The sequence below is a fragment of the Streptomyces sp. SA15 genome (genome assembly GCF_002291145.1).
Classification (GTDB): domain Bacteria; phylum Actinomycetota; class Actinomycetes; order Streptomycetales; family Streptomycetaceae; genus Streptomyces.
In genome coordinates, this window is sequence record NZ_NTGE01000088.1 from 1 (window position 1) to 21809 (window position 21809).

Sequence of the window (21809 nt, forward strand, 5' to 3'; positions counted from 1 at the left end):
CCCGCCGCCGGCCCGGGCCGGCACCACGAGCCGCCACCGGCGCGACGGCGGCCGCCGTCCGCGACTCGCCGATCTCTTCGACCGGCGGCAGTTCACCCGTCTCGCCGACCGGAGGCAGTTCACTCGTCTCGTCGTACGCGTTCTGCCAGCCGTGCGCGGCCGCCGGATCGGCGTACTCCTCGTACGCGGGCATCGACTCGGCCAGCGGGTGGTACACGTTCGGCACCTCCTGCGGCCCGTCGCCCGCGCTCGCGCCGTGAGCGCCGGTCGCACCATTGGTGCCGTACGCACCGTTTTCGTACTCCGGTGGGCTGGACATGGCCGCGCATTGTAGAGACGGGAGGGGCTGCCGGGACACCTGTCGGCGATATCCACCCAAACCACCGCGTCTCACGTGGTGGAAAACACGGCCCACGATGCGTTACCGGGCCGTAAGCTCCCAGACATGCAGGTGATCCAGTCGACCAAGCTCGCCAACGTCTGTTACGAGATCCGGGGCCCGGTTCTCGAGGAGGCGATGCGCCTGGAAGCGGCAGGTCACCGCATCCTCAAGCTGAACACCGGAAACCCGGCCGCGTTCGGGTTCGAGTGTCCGCCCGAGATCCTGGAGGACATCCTCCGGAACGTGTCGTCGGCCCACGGGTACGGCGACGCCAAGGGGCTGCTGGCCGCGCGACGGGCCGTCGTCATGCACAACCAGACCCTCGGCATCGAGACGGACGTCGAGCACGTGTTCGTCGGCAACGGCGTCTCCGAGCTGATCGTGATGGCGATGCAGGGGCTGCTGGACGACGGCGACGAGGTGCTCGTGCCCGCGCCCGACTATCCGCTGTGGACCGCGGCCGTCTCCCTGTCCGGCGGTACGGCCGTCCACTACCGGTGCGACGAGCAGGCCGACTGGATGCCCGACCTCGCGGACGTGGAGCGGAAGGTCACCGACCGCACCAAGGCGCTCGTCATCATCAACCCCAACAACCCGACGGGGGCCGTCTACGACGAGGCGATGCTCCGCGGGCTGACCGACATCGCCCGCCGCCACAATCTGCTGGTCTGCTCCGACGAGATCTACGACAAGATCCTGTACGACGACGCCACGCACACGCCGACCGCGGCCGTGGCCCCGGACCTGCTGACCCTGACCTTCAACGGGATGTCGAAGGCGTATCGGGTGGCGGGGTACCGGGTCGGGTGGATGTCGATCTCCGGGCCACGTGCGCATGCCGATTCGTATATCGAGGGTCTGACGATCCTGGCGAACATGCGGCTGTGCGCGAACATGCCGGGGCAGCACGGGGTCGTCGCCGCGCTCAGCGGGCGGCAGACCATCAACGACCTGGTACTGCCCGGCGGACGGCTTCGGGAGCAGCGCGACGTGGCGTACGAACTGCTGACGCAGATCCCCGGCGTGAGCTGCGTGAAGCCGAAGGGGGCGCTGTATCTCTTCCCGCGCCTCGACCCCGAGGTCTTCAAGATCAAGGACGACCGGCAGATGGTCCTGGACCTGCTGCGCCAGGAGAAGATCATGGTCGTCCAGGGCACCGGCTTCAACTGGCCCGAGCCGGATCACTTCCGCGTGGTGACCCTGCCGACCGCGGGGGACCTGCGATCGGCGATCACTCGGATCGGGAACTTCCTGGACGGTTACAGCCAGCCGTAAAGGCTGCGGGCGAAGGCCGTTCACCCTGTGTGTACACGCGGTCCGGTTTTGTGAATCACTCAACTTTAGACGAAATCTAAGCTAGGATGGCTTCCTGACAGCACAGGAGGCCATCCCCCATGTACGAACCGATCCGCACTGCGTCTTCCAGTCGGTCCCTCCACAGCACGATGGCCGGCACCACCCCCGACTTCCCGCACCGCTCCCGGGAGGAAGAGCTGGACATCCAGCTCGCGAGCCATCTTGCCGCGCTGCTCGCCGTCACGGACGAGCTGCGTGCGCTGGCCCCGTCCGCCGATCTGGACACCGCGGCCGACCGGCTCGCCGAGCAGGTGGCCCGGCTGCGGGCAGGACGTACGTCGGCCCGCGCGCCGCTCACGGCTGTCGGCGGGCAGTCGAATCTCGCGGCCGTGCACCACCGGGCGCACGCGCTGGCGGGCCGCGCCCTGGTCGTCGCGGCCTCCCGCGCCGACACCGCGGCGGCGATCCTCGCCGCCGAGCGCATGGACGCCCACGCGGCAGCCCTGGAGCCCCGCGAACTCGCGTCCCATTGACCCTCACCGAGCCCGAGGAAGGGCACCCCCGATCGGCCCCGGTCCGCGCGCACCCGCAGCGACGCGCGGGCCGGGTGCCACGCACTGCGCCGGCTTGAGCCGAGTCGGAACAGGGCCCGTTGCGTTCAGAACAGGGCCCGTTGCGTACCGGGACCGGTAAGTCACCCCCCGTTCATCCGATTCGCCTGGGAACGTTGGGTTCCGCGAGCACGCTCCCCGACGTGAGACGTATCGCAGGAATCGTCCTCGCGGTGCTGCTGGTCGGCGGAGTGGTGGCAGCCGTCGTAGCGGGCCGGGACAACGGGGACACGAGCACGGCAACGAAGACCGTGCGCGCAATGATCGGATCGGAGAAGGCGGAGTTCTTCGCCGATCCCGACGTGGTGAAGGCCCTTGCCGCCAAGGGCTACGCCGTGCAGGCGGAGACCTCCGGGTCCTGGGCCATGGAGGGCCTGGACCTCAAGGGCTACGACCTCGCCTTCCCGTCCAGCCAGGCGCCCGCCGACGAACTCGCCGCGAAGTACAAGGCCCGGCAGCCCCTGCCCGTGCCCTTCTACTCGCCGCTCGTCGTCGTGGCCCACCGCGGCGCCGCCGAGGTGCTCGCGGACAACGGGCTCGCCGTCCTCGACAAGAACCGCGGCACCCTGAAGATGGGCGCCTACCTCGACGCCGCCGAACGCGACCGGACCTGGCAGCAACTCAAGGGCGCGGAGAAGTACGGCGAGCTGACCGGCACCCTCTACATCGCGACCACCGACCCGGAGACCTCCAACTCCGGCGCCCTCTACCTCGCCACCGCCTCCTATGTCGCCGCCGGCGGCAAGGTGGCCGCGAGCGCAGCCGACGTCGACCGCACCGCGCCCCTGATGCGCAAGCTGGTCAGCGTCCAGGGTGCCCAGCAGTCCAGCACGGACGCGGCCTTCCGGGACTTCGTCAGCGGCGCCGGCAACCCGCTCGTGCTCGTCTACGAGTCCCAGGTCGCCGCCCTGCTCCACGACAAGCAGAGCTTCGACGACCTCACCGTCCTCTACCCGGACACCACCGCCAACAGCGACCACACCGTCGTACCGCTCACCGACAACGGTCGCGCCTTCGGTGAACTCCTCAGCAGCGACCCGGTGTTGCGCGAACTGGCCGTCCGGCACGGGTTCCGGCCACAGGGGGCCACCGCCGAGTTCACCAAGGCGACCGCCCCCCACGCCGCCTACCTCAACCAGAAGCTGACCGGCATCCGGCAGGCGCCCGTGCCCACCTCCGAGGTGCTGGACGAGATGGCGCGCCGGGCGCGCGGATAGGGGGAACCGCACATGACCGACAACACCGACGACACTTTCACGCTCACCCCGCCCGAGGCCGTCACACCCGTACCCCGGGAGAAGGCCGGCGGACTCGTCCCCGTCGACGACGACGTCCGTACGGACATGGCCAAGAAGGCCTCCGCGTACGTCGAAGGCCTCGCCGCCCTCGACGCCCGCTCCCCCGAGTTCGCCGGCAAGGTCGGCGAGATCACGGCGCTGGGCGCCGGCGAGATGCGCAGCGCCGCCGCGCAGTCCAACCGGATGCTGGAGCGGACCGTGCGCAGCCTGCCGTCCAAGGGCGGCGACGCGCAGTCCCTGGTATCGGGTTCGCTCGTCGAACTCCGGCGGGTGGTGGAGGACCTGGACCCGCGGGACCTGCCCGTCGCCAAGGGGCGGAAGTTCCTGTCCCGGCTGCCCGGTGGCAACAAGCTGCGCGACCACGTCGCCAAGTACGCCTCCGCACAGGGCACGCTGAACAAGATCGTGGGCTCCCTGCGGGGCGGTCAGGACGAACTCCGGCGGGACAACGCCGCGTTGCAGACCGAGCGGGTGCGCCTGTGGGAGACCATGGGCAAACTGCAGGAGTACGTCGTGCTGACCGAGGCCCTCGACACGGCCGTCGAGCAGCACATCTCGACGACGGAGGCCGCGGACCCGGCCCAGGCCGACACTCTGCGGGCCGACGTGCTCTTCCCCGTCCGGCAGAAGCATCAGGACCTGCTCACCCAGCTCGCGGTGTGCGCGCAGGGCTACCTCGCGATGGACGTCGTACGACGCAACAACGAGGAGCTGATCAAGGGCGTCGACCGGGCTGCCACCACCACCGTGTCCGCGCTGCGCATCTCCGTGATGCTGGCCTCCGCGCTCGACAACCAGAAGAAGGTCGTCGACCAGGTCAACGCCCTGCGCGGGACGACGGAGGATCTGATCCGGGGCAACGCCGAGATGCTGGCGACCCAGAGCGGGGAGATCCAGCGGATCGCCGCCGACCCGGCCGTCGGCGCCGACACCCTGCGCACCGCCTTCCAGCAGATCTACCGCACCCTCGACGCCATCGACACCTACAAGGTCCAGGCGACCGAGGCGATGGCGGCCACCGTGGAGTCCCTGACGTCGGAACTCCAGCACGCGAGCACGTATTTGGAGCGCAGCCGGTCCCAGGGCGCGCTGGAAGGCGGGCTCACATGAGACGCGGCATGGGACAAGGCATGAGACGAGGCATGGGACGAGGCATGCGACGACCCCTGGCCGTCGCCGTCGCGGCGATGGCCCTGCTGACCGCCTGCACCACCACGGCGGAGAAGCCGGACGACCCCGCCGCCCCCGAACCCGGCACGCTCCGCGTCCTCGCCTCCAGCGAGCTCAGCGACATGACCCCGGTCCTCGACCGGGTCGAGAAGGACACGGGCATCAAGGTCCGGCCCACGTACATGGGCACCCTGGACGCCGTGGAGCTGCTGGCGAAGGGCGAGGCGGACGAGCGGTACGACGCTGTGTGGCTGTCGTCCAACGACTATCTGCGCCTGCGCCCCGACGCGGCGAAGAAGGTGGTCTCCGAGACCCCGGTGATGTCGAGCCCGGTCGCGATCGGGGTGAAGACGGCCACCGTGGGGAAGCTGGGCTGGCAGCCGGACGACGTCACCTGGTCCCGGATCGAGCAGGCCGTCCGGGACGGGAAGCTGACGTACGGCATGACCGACCCGGCGCGCTCCAACTCCGGCTTCTCCACGCTCGTCTCGGTCGCCTCCGCCCTCTCCGGCGCCCAGTCCGCGCTCACGGACGCGGATGTCACGAAGGCCACGCCCCGGCTGAAGGAGTTCTTCCAGGGGCAGAAGCTGACGTCGGGTTCGTCGGGCTGGCTGGCGACCGCCTACGAGCGGCGCGGGAACGTGGACGCCCTGCTCAACTACGAGTCCGTCCTCAAGGGCATCCCCGGGCTCACCGTGATCCGCCCCCGCGACGGGGTCGTCACCGCCGACTACCCGCTCTCCTCCCTCGCGGCCACGAACGCCGCCACCCGCGAGGACGTGCGCCGCCTGACCGAGGCCCTGCGCACGCCGCAGATCCAGCGGGAGATCAGCGAGCGCACGCACCGCCGCCCGGTCGTCGCCTCCGTGCCGCCCGCGGCCGGCCTCGACACCGACCGCCGGCACGAACTGCCCTTCCCCGGCAGCCGGTCCGTCGCCGACGGCCTGCTCGACTCCTACGAGAACGAGCTGCGGCGCCCGTCCAGGACCGTCTACGTCCTCGACACCTCGGGCTCGATGAAGGGCGACCGGCTGGAGCGGCTCAAGACGGCGCTCACCGGGCTCACCAGCGACTTCCGCGAGCGCGAGGAGGTCACGCTGATGCCGTTCGGGTCGGCGGTGAAGAGCGTACGGACGCATGTCGTGAACCCCGCCGATCCGCGGACCGGCCTCGACGCGATCCGCCGCGACACCGAGGGGCTCACCGCCGAGGGCGACACCGCGATCTACACGTCACTGGAGGCGGCGTACGGGCATCTGGCCGTCGACCGGGACACGTTCTCGTCCATCGTGCTCATGACGGACGGCGAGAACACGACCGGCGAGGACGCGGAGCACTTCGAGCGCTTCTACACAGGGCTCAAGAGCACCTTCCAGGACATCCCCGTCTTCCCCATCCTCTTCGGCGACTCCGACAAGTCCGAGCTGGAGCACATCGCCGAGCTGACCGGCGGCCGCCTCTTCGACGCCCAGCAGGGCTCGCTGGACGGCGCCTTCGAGGAGATCCGTGGCTACCAGTAAGTTCCTCGGCTATCTCGAGTCCCGGAAGAACATCACCGGGAGTGCCTGCGGATTGGCCGGCGTAGTGCTGACCTTCGCGGGGGTGGCGGGGCCGTACTGGCCCGTGGTCGTGGTCGGCCTGTACGGCGCCGGGGCCCTGATCGCCCCGCCGGAGCGGCCGCCGCTGCCCGACTTCCCGGATCCCTCCGCCCAGCTCGACGAGGTGCGGGCCGACTTCGAGCGGCTCCGGGGCTATCTGGCGAACGTCGAGCTGCCGCCCGCCGCCGCGGGCCGGCTCACCGAGCTGACCGAGCTGCTGGCCGCGCTGCTGGACCCCGGCTGGGTCACCGAGGTGCTCGCCCAGGACCCGGAGGGCGTGCACGCGCTGTCCCGGGCCGTACGGCAGGACGTGCCGGAGGCGGTCGACACGTTCGTACGGACGCGGTGGTGGACGCGGCTGGCGCCGGGTCAGGAGTCACCGGAACGGCATCTGGAGCGGCAGTTGACTCTGCTGCACGAGGAGGCCGAGCGGCTGGCCGCGGCGGTGCGCGAGACCGAGGCGCGGCGGCAGGAGTCGCACACGCGGTACCTGGAGGACCGCTCGAAGTGAGCGGCTGGGGCCCTCCTCAGAAGGGCCCCAGGTCCCGCACGCCGTTGTGCGGGACCTCGCCGGACCTCGCCGGGCCTCGCCGGTCAGGGTGCTGTCACCGCGGCCGGCCGTGACGACGTTGCTGGTCAGGGCACGATCGGAGCCGGCCGCGGCGTAGGCGGGGGCTGTCTCAGCCCAGGCGCCGCACCAGCGCGCGGTACTCGTCCCACAGCTCCTTGGGCGTGTGCTCGCCGAAGGTGTTGAGGTGCTCGGGGACCAGGGCGGCCTCCTCGCGCCAGACCTCCTTGTCGACGGTGAGGAGGAAGTCCAGGTCGGAGTCGTCCAGTTCGAGGCCGTCGGTGTCCAGGGCCTCCTTGGTCGGCAGGATGCCGATCGGGGTCTCGACGCCCTCCGCCTTGCCCTCCAAGCGCTCCACGATCCACTTCAGGACGCGGCTGTTCTCGCCGAAGCCGGGCCAGACGAACTTGCCCTCGTCGTTCTTGCGGAACCAGTTGACGTAGTAGATCTTCGGCAGCTTCGACTGGTCCTTGCCCTTGGCGACGTCGACCCAGTGGCCCATGTAGTCGCCCATGTTGTAGCCGCAGAACGGCAGCATGGCGAAGGGGTCGCGGCGCAGCTCGCCGACCTTGCCCTCGGCGGCGGCGGTCTTCTCGGAGGCCACGTTGGCGCCGAGGAAGACGCCGTGGTTCCAGTCGAAGGACTCCGTCACCAGCGGTACGGCGGTGGCGCGGCGCCCGCCGAAGAGGATCGCCGAGATCGGCACGCCCTTGGGGTCCTCCCACTCGGGCGCGATGATCGGGCACTGCGAGGCGGGGACGGTGAAGCGGGCGTTGGGATGGGCGGCGGGGGTCTTTGACTCGGGCGTCCAGTCGTTGCCCTTCCAGTCCGTCAGGTGGGCCGGGGTCTCCTCCGTCATGCCCTCCCACCAGATGTCGTTGTCGTCGGTGAGGGCGACGTTGGTGAAGACGGAGTTGCCCCACAGCGTCTTCATCGCGTTGGCGTTGGTGTGCTCACCCGTGCCGGGGGCGACGCCGAAGAAACCGGCCTCGGGGTTGATGGCGTACAGCCGCCCGTCCTCGCCGAAGCGCATCCAGGCGATGTCGTCGCCGATCGTCTCGACCGTCCAGCCGGAGATGGTGGGCTCCAGCATGGCGAGGTTGGTCTTGCCGCAGGCCGACGGGAAGGCGGCGGCGACGTACTTGGACTCACCCTGCGGCGGGGTCAGCTTGAGGATGAGCATGTGCTCGGCCAGCCAGCCCTCGTCGCGGGCCATGACGGAGGCGATGCGCAGGGCGTAGCACTTCTTGCCGAGCAGGGCGTTGCCGCCGTAGCCGGAGCCGTAGGACCAGATCTCACGGGTCTCCGGGAAGTGGGAGATGTACTTGGTGCTGTTGCACGGCCAGGGGACGTCCTCCTGGCCCTCCTCCAGCGGTGCTCCGAGCGTGTGCACGGCACGCACGAAGAAACCGTCGGAGCCCAGCTCTTCCAGGACCGGCTGCCCCATGCGGGTCATGGTGCGCATGGACACGGCGACGTAGGCGGAATCGGTGATCTCGACGCCGATCGCGGAGAGGTCCGAGCCGAGGGGGCCCATGCAGAACGGGACGACGTACATCGTCCGGCCCTTCATCGAGCCGCGGAAGATGCCCTTCTCACCGGAGAAGATCTCCCGCATCTCGGAAGGCGCCTTCCAGTGGTTCGTCGGGCCGGCGTCCTCCTCCTTCTCGGAGCAGATGAAGGTCCGGTCCTCGACGCGCGCGACGTCGGTCGGGTCGGAGGCGGCGTAGTACGAGTTGGGGCGTTTGATCGGATCGAGCCTCTTGAAGGTGCCCTTGGCCACGAGCTCTTCGCACAGTCGCTCGTACTCGGCCTCGGATCCATCGCACCAGACCACGCTGTCCGGCTGCGTCAGTTCTGTGATCTCGTTCACCCACGAGATCAGTTCCTTGTGGGTGGTGGGAACGACAGGGGGAGCCGCTATGTCGCGCGCCACGATTGCTCCTAAATGAGGGATTTTTTGTTGGAGGCCCCGTGGGGGCTGCGACCCGGATGCGATCTTGGGCGCTCATCCGGTGCCGACCGCACTCATTTGATCATCCGACGAGAGTGCCCATCTGTCCAGAGGACCCCACAGGTGAGCGAACGTGAGGCTGGCCACGTCCGCTTCAGAGAGCGGCCACACACGCTTCAACTCCCGTGAGACGATGGCCACTCTTGTTCGCACACCGGTTCGTAACTTACTGTTCCGTAGGTACGATGCCCCGCATGACTGCGTCCGCCCCCGACGCGCCCACGGACACGCCGGCCGCCGGCCGCGGTCCCGTCGCGCTCTCCCTGCCGCATCCGGTCAAGCCCAAGCTGCGCGGCTGGCTGCATCTCGGTATGTTTCCGGCCGTACTCATAGCGGGCCTGGTACTCACCGCGCTCGCCGACTCCCCCAGAGGCCGCCTCGCCTGCGGCATCTACGCCCTGACGGCCTGCCTGCTGTTCGGCGTGAGCGCGCTGTACCACCGGGGCAACTGGAGCCCGCGGATGGACGGCGTTCTGCGCCGACTGGATCACGCCAATATCTTCCTGATCATCGCGGGCACCTACACGCCGCTGACGATGCTGCTCCTGCCGGGCGCCAAGGGTCAGTGGCTGCTGTGGGGCATCTGGGGCGCCGCGGCGGCGGGCATCGCCTTCCGGGTCTTCTGGGTCGGCGCCCCGCGCTGGCTGTACACGCCCTGTTACATCGCGATGGGCTGGGCGGCCGTCTTCTTCCTGCCCGACTTCATGCGCACGGGCGGCATCGCGGTCCTGGTCCTGGTGATCGTGGGCGGCCTCCTCTACAGCGCCGGCGGGGTGATCTACGGCATCAAGCGGCCGAACCCGTCACCGCGCTGGTTCGGCTTCCACGAGGTGTTCCACTCGTTCACGCTGGCGGCGTTCGTGGTGCACTACGTGGGGATCTCGCTGGTGGCGTACCAGCACGCGTAGACCAGCCTTCTCCCGGATGGCCACGGCTTTCGAGCCGTGGCCATTTTTCATGCGTTCGAGAGCTGATAGCAATTGACAGTCTCTAGATTTTAAGAGCTACTCTCATTTCATGGCTACTACCGAGTCCTACCCCGACCCCCGCCGCTGGTGGGCCCTCGCCGCCCTGGTCACGAGCATGCTGACGCTCGGCTTCGACATGACGATCCTCAACGTGGCGCTGCCGACCATGGCCGGTGACCTCGGCGCCACGACCGGCGAGCAGCAGTGGATGGCGGACGCGTACGTCGTCGTGTTCGCGGCGCTGATGCTCCCGGCGGGGCTACTGGGCGACCGGTTCGGGCGGCGGCTGATGCTGATCGTCGGGCTGGGGATCTTCCTGGCCGGTTCGGTGGTCGGGGCGCTGGCCGGGGACGTGAACGCCGTGATCGCCGCCCGCGCGGCGATGGGCGTCGGCGCCGCCCTCGTCACCCCGCTCGCGCTCTCGGTGCTGCCCTCGCTCTTCACGCCGGACGAGCGCGGCAAGGCCGTCGGCATCATCTCCGCGGGCTCGGCGCTGGGCCTGCCCCTCGGCCCGGTCATCGGCGGCTGGCTGCTCGACCACTTCTGGTGGGGCTCGGTCTTCCTGGTCAACGTCCCTATGGCCGCGCTCGGCATCGCCGCCTGCGTCTTCCTGCTCCCCGAGTCCCGCGACCCTTCCTCCCCCAAGGTCGACACCGTCTGCACCGCGCTCACCGCGGCCGGGCTCGGCGCTCTCATCTACGCGATCATCGAGGCGCCCGTCCGCGGCTGGGGCGACCCCCTGGTGCTGGGCATGCTGGCCGCGGCCGTGGTGCTGATCGCCGGGCTGGTGCTGCGCGAGCGGCGGGCCGAGCGGCCGATGCTCGACATGGCGCTGCTGGCCCACCGCGGATTCCTGTTCAACGCCCTCGCGGCGACCCTGGTGATGTTCGTCCTGTCCGGCCTGCTCTTCGTGCTGCCGCCGTATCTCCAGGCCGTCCTCGGCCACGACGCCCTCGGCACCGGGGTGCGCCTGCTGCCGATGATGGGCGGTCTGCTGGTCGCCTCGCGCACCGCCCAGCCGGTCGTCGCCCGGTTCGGCGCCCGGGCGCCGGTGAGCGCGGGCCTGGCCGTGCTGGCCTTCGCCGCGCTCCTCGGCAGCCGTACGACGATCGACTCCGGCTACGGCTTCACCGCCCTGTGGCTCTCGATCACCGGCCTCGGCTTCGGGTTCGCGCTCATCCCCGCGATGAACGGTGCCTTGGGCACCCTTCCCCGCGACCGCGCCGGCAGCGGCTCGGGACTGCTCATGACGCTGCGCCAGGTCGGCGCCGCGATCGGCATCGCCCTGCTCGGCAGCCTGCTGGCCGGCGCCTTCCGCGACCGGCTGGACGTCACCGGGCTGCCCGCCCGGGCGGCCGACACCGCCGGGGAGTCCGTGGTCGCCGCGCACCTGGTCGCCCGGCAGACGGGCTCCGCCGAACTGGCCGCCTCCGCGAACAGCGCGTACGTCCACGGCATGGGCGTCGTGCTGCTGGTGTGCGGGGTCGCCGCCCTCGTCGCCGCGCTGCTGTCCGCGGCGTTCCTGCCGAACAGCACCGCCGTCGAGGGCTCCGAGAGCCCGGACATGGTCGCGCCGCGGGCCGATGCCCGACAATGACCCTCATGACGCCCGCACGCACCTCTCCCCCCACCGACCGTCCCCAGCTGGGACTTCGTGAGCGGAAGAAGATCAAGACCCGGACGGCGATCCGCGACGCGACGTACGCGCTGATCCAGGAACAAGGTTACGACGCCACCACGATCGAGCAGATCGCCGAGCGCGCCGAGGTGTCGCCGTCCACGGTCTTCCGCTACTTCCCCACGAAGGAGGACATCGTCCTCACGGACGAGTACGACGCGATCCTGCTCCAGGAGCTGCGCGCCCGGCCCGCGGACGAGCCGTGGATGGACTCCGTGCGGTACATCATGCGCAAGGCCATCGGCCTCGGAACGTCCGAGGAACCCGAGGTCACCCGGCTCCGGGCGCGGCTGATGGTGGAGGTCCCCGCGGTGCGCTCCCGGATGCTGGAGAGCATGTCGGCCACCGGCAAGCTGCTCGCCGAGGCCGTCGCGGCGCGCACCGGCCGCGACGAGGGCAGCCTGGAGGTGCGGGTCTACACGAAGTCCCTCATCGGCGGACTGTCGGAGATCTCCCTGTACTGGGCCGAGAACGACTTCCGGGACGATCTCCTCGACCTCGTCGACCGCGCGCTGGACCTCTTCGAGTACGGCCTCCCCCCCCACGAGTCCTCAGGTCACGGCCTGCCGGCGTGACATCCTGACCAGGTGAACGGTCCCGAGATCCACGTCGACTTCGCCCCCGAGCTGCGCCCGTTCCTGCCCAACGGGCGGCGCCTGGGCGCCACCCCGGTCACCACCGACGGCATCTCGACCCTCGGCCATGTCGTCGAGTCCCTCGGCGTCCCGCTGACCGAGGCCGGCGCGCTGGTCGTGAACGGCGGCGAGGTGCCGACCTCGTACGTCCCCGTGGCGGGCGACACGGTCGAGGTAAGGCCCGTGAAGCGCCCCCAACAGGTCCCCGGCGCGCCCCTCCGCTTCCTCCTCGACGTCCACCTCGGCACCCTCGCCCGCCGCCTGCGCCTGCTCGGCGTGGACACGGCGTACGAGTCGACGGACATCGGCGACCCGGCCCTCGCCGCCCGCTCGGCGGCCGAGAAACGGGTCATGCTCAGCCGCGACCGGGGCCTGCTGCGCCGCCGCGAACTCTGGGCGGGCGCCTTCGTCTACAGCACCCGCCCCGAGGAACAACTCCGGGACGTCCTGGACCGGTTCCGCCCCGAGCTGGAGCCGTGGACCCGCTGCACGGCCTGCAACGGCCTGCTGAAGGAGGCCACCAAGGAGGAGGTGGCGGACCAGTTGCAGGGCGGGACGCAGCGGACGTACGACGTCTTCGCGCAGTGCCGGCAGTGCGGACGGGCGTACTGGAAGGGCGCGCACCACGAGCAGCTGGTGGCCATCGTGGAGCGCGCCCTCGAAGAGTTCGCCGAGAGAAGTTAACGCTTCCTGACGTCACCCTTCCCGCAGGCGATCCCGTCCTTGTTGCGGTCGAGCTTCAGCGGGTCGTCCTTGCCGTTGACCTTCAGGCGGCCGTAGTCGTTCTTCGCCAGCCAGGTGCAGCGGGCGGCCGTCGTCTTCTTCACCTCGTCCGGGAAGGCGGTCGGCACGCAGACGTTGATCGAGCCGTAGTGCCGGTCGCAGCCGGAGACGGTCGGGCTCACCTTCTGCGAGGTCTTCTTCTTGCCGGGCTCGGTGACCGTGCCCTCGAGGGAGTCGGCGAAGGAGTGGACGTGTGCCGAGGCGTCCGTCGCGCTCAGGGCCTGCGGGCCCTGGAGGTGCACCCACTTGGCCACCGACGGGACGCCGTTGGCGTCGACCGCGAAGAGCATGTACCAGCCGGGCGGGGCCAGGTTGGGGTTGCTCGTCACGTTCAGGTCGACGTTGTTGCCGTCCACCGACAGCGGCAGGTCCACGAACCGCTGGTTCGGGTCGGAGGAGTGGGTGACCGCCGCCGGGCGGATCAGCTCGGCCTTGGCGATGGGCCGGTCGACGGTGATCCGCTGGGTGTCGCCGTAGTTCCACTCGGTGTCGATCACCGAAGTGATCGTCGGACGCTCGCCCTTGAGCAGATAGGGCGGGGTGTAGATCGACACGTTGTGGTTCCAGGTGCCGTTGCCCGGGTTGTCGCCGGTGGTCATCACGCGGCCGTCGGGGAGGAGGAACGCGGAGGAGTGGTAGCCGCGGGCCTCCGGGTCGACGGCGACCGGGTCGAAGGTGTTGGTCGCCGGGTCGTAGATGGACGTCTCGTAGACCGGGTTGGCGCGGTTGTGCAGCGCGCCGCCGGTCTCCAGGACCTTGCCGTCGGGCATCAGGACCGCGGAGACGTACATCTTGCCCTGGTCGCCGGTCTGCGGCACCGGGCCGTTGCCGAGGTCGACCGTGCCCTGCGGGATCGGCGGGCCGGCGACGTACGCCGGGTTGGCGGACTTGAGGTCGATGACGTCGGTCAGCCGGTTGCCCTCCGGGTTGGAGTCGATATTGCCGCCGCCGAGGGTGAGGACCTTCTGGTCCTGCGCCGGGGGCAGCAGCACGCTGGCCGACTGGTCGCGCTCGTCCTTCTTCTGCAGGCCCGGGATCTGCGTGATCGTGTTGGCGTTGTAGTCGTAGATCGCCGATCCGGTGCCCGGGATGTTGTTGCCGAAGACATGGCTGCCCGAGTAGAAGAGGCGGCCGTCCTGCATCAGGATCATCGACGGGTACAGACCCCAGTACGACCAGGTCTGGTTGACCTTCCACGTCGGCAGCCACTGCTGCTCGGCGTCCGACCACAGCTCGGCCGTCACCGAGCCGGTGGAGTCCTCGCGCAGGCCGCCGAAGGAGATGACGTCACCGTTGCCGAGGGCGGTCGCCGACGGGTACCAGTGGCCGTCGTTCATGTCGTTGGTCTTGGTGTACGTCTCGGTGGCCGGGTCGAAGATGTACGAGTCCTTGTAGCCCTCGTAGCCGTGCCCGCCCGGAACCGGGTACGCCTTGTTGCCGCTCATCACCAGCACCCGCCCGTCCTGCAGCTGGACGTGCCCGGCGCAGAACATGTCCTTCGGGGTGGGGATGATCTTGTACTTCCCGGTCGCCGGGTCGTACACGGCCGAGGTGAACGTGCCCGCGTTGAACTGCTCCTCGCTGTTGCCGGAGCCCGCGATCAGCAGCACCTTGCCGTTGTGGAGGACGACCGAGTGCATGGAGCGCACCGGGTTCTGCATGGGCAGCACGTCCCACCGGCCGTTGGCGCACTCCGCGGGCGTGCCCGTGCACACCGGGTCCGGAACCGGGTCGGCGACCTGCTCCATCGTGTAGTCGTCGGTGGTCGCCGAGCCCGTGCCGTAGACGGAGACGCCCCAGGTGATGCGGTCGGTGCCGGCCGGGACCTCGGGGGTGCGGACCGTGGCCTCGGTCCAGCTTCCGGCCATGTCCAGCGTCTTGAGGTCGGTCCAGTACTGCCAGCCCGCCGTGGCGTCGTGCCGGAAGAGCGTGAGGGAGGTGTCCGGGGTCGTCGACTTGTACCAGAGGCCGAGGTCGTACTGCTTGCCCGCCGTGACGACCGGCGCGCACTCGGTGGACTCGGTGATCAGCGCCTTGCGGTCGCCGTCGACCCGGCGGGTCAGCTCGACCTTCATGGCCTTGGAGCCCGAGTGGGCGTCGTTCACGGTCGAGAAGGTGAAGTCGTTGTCGCCCCAGCCGGACTTCTCCCAGCAGTACGGCATGTCGGCCGTGCCGGCGGTCTCGAAGCCGGGGTTCTTGATGAGGTTGGCGGCGGAGGCGGACTGGGGTGAGGTGAGGAGCAGGCCGGCCGTGAGCGCGCCCACGCCGATGAGTGCGGTTCTTCGCCTGGATTTGATGTATCTGGTCGAACGACGTCTGTTCATACGGCTCTCCTTGCGGTGCGACTCCCGCGCAGCCCCCTGCGCGGCAGATAGACCAGCGCTTCGGTCGCCACGAAGCGCAGGACGAAGGTCGTCACCAGTGCGAGCGCGGTCGCGGACAGCGCGCCCATCTCGAACCGGTGGACGAAGAGGGCGATCAGCGGGATGCGCAGCAGCAGATCGGCGTTGGCGAGCAGCGCGAACCTGCCGACGCGGTCCCACCACTGGCGGTGCCGACGCCGGTCGCGGAACAGCAGGTGCTCGATGAGCAGGAAGTTCCAGGCCACCCCGAGCTGGTTGGCGAGGATCTCGGCCGGCACGTAGTGCATGCCGCCGGCGGTGAGAGCCCACAGGCCCAGCAGGTTGGGCACGAAGCCCGTCGCCCCGATCAGGCCGAAGCCGATCATGCGGGCGACCGGCGAGGCGGTGCGCAGACCGACCAGGTGGCGCAGGAAGCGGAAGCCCTCTTGCGCGGTCGACTTGGACTCCCCCGCGAACCGGTCCTGGAAGACGAACGGGACCTCGGTGACGCCGCGCGGACGGCTGCGCACGGCGAGTTCGAGGAGGATCTTGTAGCCGAGGGGCTGGAGGACGTCGGCGGTGACCGCGCTGCGGCGGATCGCGAAGAAGCCGCTCATCGGGTCGCTGATGCCGTGCAGCCGGCGCGGGAAGAGGGACTTCGTCAGCCAGGTCGCGCCGCGCGAGACGGCCACGCGGTAGCTGCCCGCCAGCCCGGCACGGCTGCCGCCCTTGATGTAGCGGGAGGCGACGACCAGACCGGCGTTCGCCCGTTCGCCGGTGGCCACCAACTCCGGTACCAGGGACGGCGGGTGCTGGCAGTCGCCGTCCATGACGACGATCCAGTCGGAGGAGGCCGCCTTCATGCCCTCGACGACCGCGCCGCCGAGCCCGCCGACCGGCTCGTCCCGGTGCAGGACGGTGACCGGGAAGGGGCAGTCCTTCGCCGCCTCCTGGATGACCTCGGGGGTGTCGTCGGTGGAGTCGTCCACGAAGACGACCTCGCAGGGCAGCCGCGTGGGCACCGATTCGGTGATCTGGTGCAGCAACTCCCGTACGTTCGCGGACTCGTTGAAGGTCGGTACGACGATGGTGACGGCGCCGGGTTCCGGCACCTCCACGGCCCGTGAGGCCGGATCGTCGAGTTCTCCGGGGACGATGGATTCCTGGCTCATCGGTCGCCTCCTGCGGCGCTGCCGGTGGTCTGGATCTGCCGGATCTCGATCCGGTCCTCACCGGTACCGAAGACGGCGACCGGTTTCGAGTGCTGGATGGCCGCCTTGACGTTGGGCAGGTCGACCGCGTCGCGCCGGACCGTCGGCGAGGCGACGACGTAGTCGATGTCCTTCCAGCCGCGCGGCATCGTCTTCGTCACCGCCGGGTCGAGGTCGGCCTTGTAGAACCAGATGACGCCGAGACCGGGCCGGTACCCGGCGTGCACCAGGTCCAGCCACATCGCGTCGTCGACGAGTACCCGGGTGTCCTTCGGGTTCTCCACCTCGCTGCTCAGCCACCTGGAGGCGGCCTTGTAGGGGGCGTTGGCGTCGAGGGTGACGGCGGTGCGCGTGGCGTCGTACCAGCGGGGTACGACGTAGGCGCCGGCGGCGATGGCGAGGACGGCGGCGAGCGCGTACCGCCCACCGGTGACGTACCGTTTCTCCCCCTCGGCCCGCCACCTGCGCACCACGGCGTGGGCGACGGACGCGGTGCCTCCGGCGAGGACGAGCGCGAGGAAGGGCAGCGCCTGGATAACGTACATCGCGGGCAGGTAGCCGTTGGGGCGCAGGGCCAGCGCGGCGAGGATCGCCACCGTCGCCGCCGGTCCGGCCAGCGCGCGGGCGGTGACCGACCAGCGCCAGGTGGCCAGCAGCAGAAGCGCGCCGGCCAGGCCGCCCAGCGGCAGCACACGGTCGTAGTAGAGCCACGACTGCAGAACGCCGTACGAGCCGGAGCCCTGGTCGAGGATGAAGCCCGAACCCGGCCTGGTCATCTGGTACTTGACGCCGTCCCAGAGGGAGACGTGGCCGCTGCCGGGCAGCAACTCGCCCTTGAGGAGGGCGAACAGGGGGTACGAGAAACCGATCAGCGTGCAGGCCGTGATGGCGCCGGTGACCGCGAACTTGCGGGTGTCGCGGTGGCTGTGCCGCCACATGGTGATCAGGAGCGCGGGCAGGATGACGAGCATCGTCTCCTTGGTGAGGACGGCCGTGGCGGCCGCGATGCCCGCCCCGAAGTGGTGCCAGAGGTGGCGGCTCGGGGAAGCGGCGAGGGTGAACGCGAGCAGCGTCCACATCACCGCGAGGTTGTCGAGGAAGATCTCGCGCTGGAGGACGACGGAGAGGGGCGAGAGCCCGAAGATCACCATGCCGAGCCCGGCGGCCCAGCGGGGCAGGGACAGGCGGCGGCCCAGGACGTAGACCAGGATCGCGCTGATGCCGCTGATCACCAGCATCGTCGCCCGCATCGAGCCGACCGTCATCGACTCGGGGCTGAGCATGGCGGGTATCCAGGTCAGCGCGGCTATCTGGATCCAGCCGAGCGGCGGGTGGTCGTACCAGTAGGTGTAGTGGGCCAGGCCCCGGCCCTCCTGGACCGCCCAGGCCTGCGCGAGATACGTGCCCTCGTCGTCGCTGAGCGTCGGGTAGTCGGCGATGTTCCAGCCCTGCACGATCATGATCGCCACGAGGAGGACGCCGCACAGCAGGAGGTCGGAGCGGGAGGAACGCAGTCGGCGCGGCGGGGCCGTTCGGCCGGCCGGACCGGATTCAGGCGCAGGCTGTCTCTGCGCGGGGACCGTAGGAGCGGTCACCGCGGGAAGGGTGGAGGTCACGCGGGGACGTCCTCTCGGGTCACAGCGGTACCGGTCGGTGCGGTGAGATGTGCTCCGACGTGCGTGGTCAGCTCCCAGTCGTTGCGGCCGCGTTGCTCACGCCATACGGCGCGGATGGCGGCCCCGGCGAGGAGCACCTGGTAGAAGGGGCCGCCCACGATGAGCTTGAGGTAGTGGACGAAGCGGACGCGCAGGCCGTACTGCTTGCCGAAGTCGTGCAGTCCGACGAGCTCGAAGACGAAGGTCACCATGGCGGTGACGAGCGGCAGGAAGGTGACGAAGGCGATGCTCACGGGCACGTCGAGGAAGAGCGCGATCGCCACGTTGAGCGGGATGATGATGCCGGTGAAGGCCTGCATGAACGGCGTCATCAGGGTGTAGCGGGCGAGCAACCGCTGCCCGAAGCCCGGGAGTTGCTTCCAGTCCTTCTTCCGGTACACCTGGAGGAAGCCCTGGTTCCAGCGGGTGCGCTGCTTCAGCAACGACATCAGCGAACCGGGGGTCTCCTCCTTGGTCACCATGTCGGAGTCGTAGGCGACGACGACCTTCTTGCCGACGCTGGAGAGCCGGACACCCAGATCGCAGTCCTCGGCGAGGCAGTTGGGGTCCCAGCCGTCGGCTTCCCGCAGTACGTCGGTCCGTACGAAGACGGTGTTGCCGCCGAGCGGGATGAACCCTTTCTGCGCGTGCAGGTGCAGCCGGGAGCGGAACCAGAAGAAGTACTCCAGGCAGTTGCGCAGGCTGTACCAGCTGGAGTGGAAGTTGATGAGCTGGACCCCGCCCTGCACGACGTCCGCGCCGGTGGACCGGAAGGCGTGGTCGACATGGGCGAGGAGCTCCGGATGGACCTGGTCCTCGGCGTCGAAGACCCCGACGACGTCGCCGCGGCAGTGCGGCAGCGCCGTGTTCATGGCCTTCGGCTTGTTCTTCTTCTCATGGGTGTCGACGACGACCCGCACGCGCGGATCGCGCTCCGCGGCGTCGCAGGCGACCGCCGTGGTCTCCGGGTCGTCGTGCCCGACGATCACGATGATCTCGAAGTCGGTGTGGCTGGACTCCAGCAGCCGCTGGATGGTGTGGTCGAGCACGGCCTGTTCGTGCCGCGCCGGAAGGAGCAGCGAGAAGGACAGCTGCTCGCCGCCCTCCGGGCTGCTGAAGCGGGTGGAGGCGAGCACTTCGGGCGTACGCCACGCGTGCATTTGCCACCACAAGGTGAAGGCCGCCATCCAGAACAAGGCCAACGAGACGGCAGCGATGAAGACAGACGTCAGCAACAGATCCCCCAGATCCCCAAGCCCCCTGTTCGCGACGGAAGCCCCCCTCCGTCACGTCACTGTGCAGAGATTAAGGGGGAACTGTGAAGCGTGGGAGCTGTTCCGATAAATAGTTTGTTTCGGAACGGTGGGGCGACTACTGGGAGGTATCCGAAGGACGTGGCCCATTTGGACACCCTGAACGAACGCCTCCGCTCCGGATACCCGCCGCTCAGCGCCCTGTCATCAGCCGCTGTCAGCCGCTCAGTTGCGTCCGCAGACGGTCCGGATCGGTCGTCGGGGTGTCACAGGTGAAGTTACGGCAGACGTACGCCGTCGGTTCACCGTTGCTCAACGGGCGGGCGGCGAGCAGCGGGAACTCGTCACTGTCCGGCGTGCCCACGGCGACGACCGCGCCCGGGGCGGTGCCGAGAAGTGCCGTGCGGTGCAGGGTCCTTGTGCCCGGGTCGTCCAGCGCCGGGCCGACGACCGCGACCTCCCTCGGACCGTCGAGCCGGGCCTCGGCCGCAGCGAGCCCCCAGCCGATGAAGCGGGGGACGCGCGGGCCGAGCGCCTTGACGACGCCGAGTGCCTTTTCGGCCGCGGTGCGGTGGGGCTCGTAGCCGGTCTGGGCAGCGTAGCTCAGCAGGGCGCCCGCGGCGGCGGTCCAGCCGGACGGGGCGGCGTTGTCGGTGGGGTCCTGCGGCCGGCGGATCAGCTTCTCGGCGTCGGCGGCGGTGTCGTACAGGGCGCCGGAGTCGTCGGTGAAGCGGGTGAGGACGTGGTCGAGCAGGAACCCGGCGAATTCCAGCCACACGCCCTCGCCGGTCACGGAGGCCAGCGCGAGGAACCCCTCGGCGACGTCGGCATAGTCCTCCAGTACGCCCGCGTTGGCACCGACGTGGCCGTCCTTGCTGGTGCGGGCGAGGCGGGCGTGGTCGTCGAGGTGCAGCCGGACGAGCAGGTCGGCGGCGCCGAGCGCGGCCTCGACCAGGTCGGGGCGGTCGAAGTAGGCGCCGGTCTCGGCGAGCGCGGCGATCGCGAGGCCGTTCCAGGCGGCGACGACCTTGTCGTCCCGGCCGGGGGCGGGGCGGGCCGCCCGGGCCTCGAGGAGGCGGCGCTTGACGGTCTCGACCTTCTCGGCGTCGAACACGCCCTCGTGCTGCGGGAGTTGCAGGACGGAGGCGCCGTGCTCGAAGGTGCCCTCCTCGGTGACGCCGAAGTAGTGGGCGGCAAGCTCTGCATCGTCGCCGAGCACCTCGCGCAGCTGCTCGGGCGTCCACACGTAGTAGGCGCCCTCGACGTGCTTGCCGGTCCCGTCGTCGCTGTCGGCGTCGAGCGCGGAGGCGAACCCGCCCTCGTTCGTGCGGAGTTCGCGCACCATGAAGTCGGCGGTCTCGAGCGCCACGCGCCGGGCCAGCTCCGAGCCCGTACTACGCCACAGGTGAGCATAGATGCGACACAAAAGCGCATTATCATAGAGCATCTTCTCGAAGTGCGGGATCACCCAGTCGCGATCGACGGAGTACCTCGCGAACCCGCCACCGAGCTGGTCATAGATCCCACCCCGAGCCATCCGCTCGCACGTGTCCTGCGCCATCTGCAAGGCACCCTCGGAGCCGGTGCGGGCGTGGTGGCGGAGCAGGAACTCGATCACCATGGCCGGCGGGAATTTAGGAGCTCCCCCGAACCCACCCCGCTGAGGGTCGTACTCCCGCGTCAGCCCGAGCAGTGCCTGCGCCAGCTCCTCGTCGCCGGGCGCCTGACTGTCGCCGTAGGAGATCTCCCGTCCGGCGAGATCCCGCACGATCTTCCCGGCGACCTCGGCGACCTCGTCCCGCCGGTCGGCCCAGGCGCTGTGCACCCCTTGCAGCACCTGCCGGAAGGAGGGCATGCCGTGGCGCGGGGCGGGCGGGAAGTACGTGCCGAAGTAGAAGGGCTCGGCGTCCGGGGTGAGGAACACGGTCATCGGCCAGCCGCCCTGCCCGGTGGCCGCCTGCACGGCCTCCATGTAGACGGCGTCCACGTCCGGGCGTTCCTCGCGGTCGACCTTGATGTTGACGAAGTGGGCGTTCTGGTAGTCGGCGGTCTCCTGGTCCTCGAAGGACTCATGGGCCATGACGTGACACCAGTGGCAGCTGCTGTAGCCGACGCTGAGCAGGACGGGCACGTTCCGTTTGCGTGCCTCCTCGAAGGCCTCGGCCGACCAGGGCCACCAGTCGACGGGGTTGTCGGCGTGCTGAAGGAGGTACGGGGACGTCTCGTGCGCCAGTCGGTTCGGCATGGTGTCCATCCTGCCGCAGTACCCCTCACATCGCCGGACAGCACACTGCCCGTGCGCCTAGGCCCTGTCGTCAAATTCCCGTCGTCCGCCCGAAGGGCGGGC

Annotated in this window: 16 protein-coding genes and 1 pseudogene; 10 read left to right on the forward strand and 7 right to left on the reverse strand. The window is 69.7% G+C overall.

Annotated features, from left to right (window positions below; genetic code table 11):
• A pseudogene (locus CLM62_RS16270) lies at nucleotides 1–319 on the reverse strand (hypothetical protein); the annotation flags it as partial.
• 126 nt (nucleotides 320–445) lie between these two features.
• On the opposite strand from CLM62_RS16270, the gene CLM62_RS16275 reads away from it, so the two are divergent.
• From CLM62_RS16275 to CLM62_RS16300, 6 genes are all read left to right on the forward strand, one after another.
• Nucleotides 446–1657 carry a pyridoxal phosphate-dependent aminotransferase gene (locus tag CLM62_RS16275; RefSeq protein WP_095750593.1) on the forward strand — a complete coding sequence of 404 codons (1212 nt, stop codon included), beginning with the start codon at nucleotides 446–448 and terminating at the stop codon, nucleotides 1655–1657.
• Between the two features lie 119 nt (nucleotides 1658–1776).
• The gene (locus CLM62_RS16280; protein WP_095750594.1) at nucleotides 1777–2211 is read left to right on the forward strand and encodes a hypothetical protein; all 435 of its coding nucleotides are present in this window, start codon (nucleotides 1777–1779) and stop codon (nucleotides 2209–2211) included.
• A gap of 221 nt (nucleotides 2212–2432) precedes the next feature.
• Nucleotides 2433–3506 carry a substrate-binding domain-containing protein gene (locus tag CLM62_RS16285; protein ID WP_095750595.1) on the forward strand — a complete coding sequence of 358 codons (1074 nt, stop codon included), beginning with the start codon at nucleotides 2433–2435 and terminating at the stop codon, nucleotides 3504–3506.
• Between the two features lie 12 nt (nucleotides 3507–3518).
• The gene (locus CLM62_RS16290) at nucleotides 3519–4697 is read left to right on the forward strand and encodes a toxic anion resistance protein (RefSeq protein ID WP_095750596.1); all 1179 of its coding nucleotides are present in this window, start codon (nucleotides 3519–3521) and stop codon (nucleotides 4695–4697) included.
• Nucleotides 4698–4741: 44 nt separating this feature from the next.
• Nucleotides 4742–6277, forward strand: coding sequence for a VWA domain-containing protein (locus CLM62_RS16295; protein WP_095750597.1), 1536 nt, complete (start codon nucleotides 4742–4744; stop codon nucleotides 6275–6277).
• Nucleotides 6264–6866 (forward strand): hypothetical protein, encoded by a 603-nt coding sequence (locus CLM62_RS16300; protein WP_095750598.1) that lies wholly within the window; start codon nucleotides 6264–6266, stop codon nucleotides 6864–6866. The genes CLM62_RS16295 and CLM62_RS16300 overlap by 14 nt, the downstream gene beginning before the upstream one ends.
• A 169-nt stretch (nucleotides 6867–7035) precedes the next feature.
• Here the strand turns inward: CLM62_RS16300 and CLM62_RS16305 are convergent, their stop codons facing one another.
• A complete protein-coding gene (locus tag CLM62_RS16305; RefSeq protein ID WP_095750599.1) occupies nucleotides 7036–8859 on the reverse strand; it encodes a phosphoenolpyruvate carboxykinase (GTP) in 1824 nt (607 codons plus the stop codon).
• 272 nt (nucleotides 8860–9131) lie between these two features.
• Between CLM62_RS16305 and CLM62_RS16310 the strand changes: the two genes are divergently transcribed.
• The 4 genes from CLM62_RS16310 (at nucleotide 9132) to CLM62_RS16325 (ending at nucleotide 12902) form a co-directional block, all read left to right on the forward strand.
• Nucleotides 9132–9845 carry a hemolysin III family protein gene (locus CLM62_RS16310; protein WP_095750600.1) on the forward strand — a complete coding sequence of 238 codons (714 nt, stop codon included), beginning with the start codon at nucleotides 9132–9134 and terminating at the stop codon, nucleotides 9843–9845.
• A 109-nt stretch (nucleotides 9846–9954) separates the two neighbouring features.
• The gene (locus CLM62_RS16315; RefSeq protein ID WP_095750601.1) at nucleotides 9955–11502 is read left to right on the forward strand and encodes a DHA2 family efflux MFS transporter permease subunit; all 1548 of its coding nucleotides are present in this window, start codon (nucleotides 9955–9957) and stop codon (nucleotides 11500–11502) included.
• A 5-nt stretch (nucleotides 11503–11507) separates the two neighbouring features.
• Nucleotides 11508–12158: a TetR/AcrR family transcriptional regulator gene (locus tag CLM62_RS16320; RefSeq protein ID WP_095750602.1), complete on the forward strand. Its 651-nt coding sequence runs from the start codon at nucleotides 11508–11510 to the stop codon at nucleotides 12156–12158.
• Nucleotides 12159–12170: 12 nt separating this feature from the next.
• Nucleotides 12171–12902, forward strand: a complete 732-nt coding sequence (locus tag CLM62_RS16325) for a Mut7-C RNAse domain-containing protein (RefSeq protein WP_095750603.1) — start codon at nucleotides 12171–12173, stop codon at nucleotides 12900–12902.
• On the opposite strand, the gene CLM62_RS16330 is transcribed toward CLM62_RS16325, so the two are convergent.
• The 5 genes from CLM62_RS16330 to CLM62_RS16350 all read right to left on the reverse strand — a co-directional run bounded on the left by CLM62_RS16330 (nucleotide 12899) and on the right by CLM62_RS16350 (nucleotide 21707).
• Entirely contained in the window at nucleotides 12899–15325 is a 2427-nt protein-coding gene (locus CLM62_RS16330; protein WP_095750604.1) for a galactose oxidase-like domain-containing protein, read from the reverse strand. The two genes, CLM62_RS16325 and CLM62_RS16330, sit on opposite strands and share 4 nt — an antisense overlap.
• On the reverse strand, nucleotides 15322–16515 hold the full coding sequence (locus CLM62_RS16335) for a glycosyltransferase family 2 protein (protein ID WP_095750605.1): 1194 nt from the start codon (nucleotides 16513–16515) through the stop codon (nucleotides 15322–15324). The genes CLM62_RS16330 and CLM62_RS16335 overlap by 4 nt, the downstream gene beginning before the upstream one ends.
• A complete protein-coding gene (locus CLM62_RS16340) occupies nucleotides 16512–18170 on the reverse strand; it encodes a glycosyltransferase family 39 protein (protein ID WP_095750606.1) in 1659 nt (552 codons plus the stop codon). The genes CLM62_RS16335 and CLM62_RS16340 overlap by 4 nt, the downstream gene beginning before the upstream one ends.
• Nucleotides 18167–19444 carry a glycosyltransferase gene (locus CLM62_RS16345; protein WP_095750607.1) on the reverse strand — a complete coding sequence of 426 codons (1278 nt, stop codon included), beginning with the start codon at nucleotides 19442–19444 and terminating at the stop codon, nucleotides 18167–18169. The genes CLM62_RS16340 and CLM62_RS16345 overlap by 4 nt, the downstream gene beginning before the upstream one ends.
• A 235-nt stretch (nucleotides 19445–19679) precedes the next feature.
• Entirely contained in the window at nucleotides 19680–21707 is a 2028-nt protein-coding gene (locus CLM62_RS16350; protein WP_095750608.1) for a thioredoxin domain-containing protein, read from the reverse strand.
• Nucleotides 21708–21809 lie beyond the last annotated feature (102 nt).